A 1311-nucleotide genomic window follows, 5' to 3' on the forward strand; every position below is an offset into this window, starting at 1 on the left:
TGTCCAGCGGATGGATGGGTAACAGAACAGACCGGATGGATGGGTGACATTGGTTCATGGTTTGGTCGGCTGCGGCGCTGCGCTAGCGCAGCGCCGCAGCTTGCGTGTTTTCTGGTCGATGATGCCGATCGGCACGTCGAAGAAGCGCACTTGCCAGTATCCGTCCTCGGTTTCCTCGACGGCAACTGTTTCACCGTCGAGAGCGCTGCAGATGTGGATGAGGTCGCCCCGCCATTTGATCTCGCCGTTGGAGCGGACCTGGCGCACCGCGGCTTCGGCTGGATAATCCGGCTCGGGAAGCCGCCTTGGCATCGCACGAGGCGAAGTCTGATAGACGCTGGCAGGTGGGCGTTGGCCAAGCGATTCGTGCGGCCGTTCTTTGTTATAGTCGCGCACAAACGCCGCGAAGCGACGGGCCTGCGCGGCCTGGGTTGGCGGCGGTGGCCGCATGGCTTCCAGAAGCGTGAGGTGAAAACGCTCGTGTCGGCCGTTCTGCTGCGGATGGCCAGGATCAATCCGTTCATGGCGGATGCCAAGCTTGATCCACCATACCGACAGCGCCGTCAGGCCCGTGGTCCCGGTCGAGGCGAACGGCGAGCCGTTGTCGGAGCGGATTATCTGCGGCAAGCCGTACTCGCGAAACGCCCGCTCCAGCGGCGGTTGGCACTCGGCATATTGCGTGCTGCCCGTCGCCGCCAGGCTAATCAAATAGCGGCTGAAGCCATCGGTCACCGTGAACGGTTCAACGCGAGAGCCGTCGCCCAGTCGAATCCAGCCCTTGTGATCGAGGGCCCAGACGTGATTGGCATGCTGAGGCACCGTCAGTTGCCCCATACGCGGCGGCGCACGTCGCCGAGTCCGACGGCTGCTGACCAGTCCCGCTCGTTTGAGAATCTCGCCTGCCGTCGAGGCCGACGCCAATCGACATCCCCTTGGCGAGCCTCGAGCTTGCTTACGATCTTGCGCGGTCCCCAGCTCGGCCGCTCAAGCCGCAGCCCCACAATCGCATCCACGATGTGCTGCGGCGTCGCTCGCCCATGCACCCGCGCGGCGTGGGAGCGATCCGCAAGCCCTCCAGCCCCTTCCAACCGGTAGCGGTCCAACCATTTGTAACCGGTCTTGCGACTGATCTCGTAGTGATCGCACAGCTCCGTCATCGTCCACAATCCGCTTCGCTGATCCGTGATGAAGCTAACCCGTTGGTCCATTGCGCAGCTCTCTCGCCAAGGCATCGGCTGATCCTCCCAGCCGACAGAGAACTGTCACCTATCCATCCGGTCTAGTGTGTTACCTATCTATCCGGTCTGGACA

The 1311-nt window shown here is 62.9% G+C and carries 2 protein-coding genes; both read right to left on the reverse strand.

Annotation, left to right across the window (positions count from 1 at the left end; translation table 11 throughout):
- Window positions 1-54: 54 nt before the first annotated feature.
- Window positions 55-834, reverse strand: a complete 780-nt coding sequence (locus tag IVA80_RS14665) for an integrase core domain-containing protein (RefSeq protein WP_247430933.1) — start codon at window positions 832-834, stop codon at window positions 55-57.
- Window positions 822-1208 (reverse strand): helix-turn-helix domain-containing protein, encoded by a 387-nt coding sequence (locus IVA80_RS14670; RefSeq protein ID WP_247430936.1) that lies wholly within the window; start codon window positions 1206-1208, stop codon window positions 822-824. The genes IVA80_RS14665 and IVA80_RS14670 overlap by 13 nt, the downstream gene beginning before the upstream one ends.
- Between the last annotated feature and the right edge of the window lie 103 nt (window positions 1209-1311).

The organism is Bradyrhizobium sp. 139 (genome assembly GCF_023074175.1).
Taxonomy (GTDB): domain Bacteria; phylum Pseudomonadota; class Alphaproteobacteria; order Rhizobiales; family Xanthobacteraceae; genus Bradyrhizobium.

What these genes read in the sequence shown, in the direction of transcription:
- IVA80_RS14665 (WP_247430933.1), bottom strand. Translation starts at nt 834, where the DNA reads ATGGGGCAACTGACGGTGCCTCAGCATGCCAATCACGTCTGGGCCCTC.
- IVA80_RS14670 (WP_247430936.1), bottom strand. Translation starts at nt 1,208, where the DNA reads ATGGACCAACGGGTTAGCTTCATCACGGATCAGCGAAGCGGATTGTGG.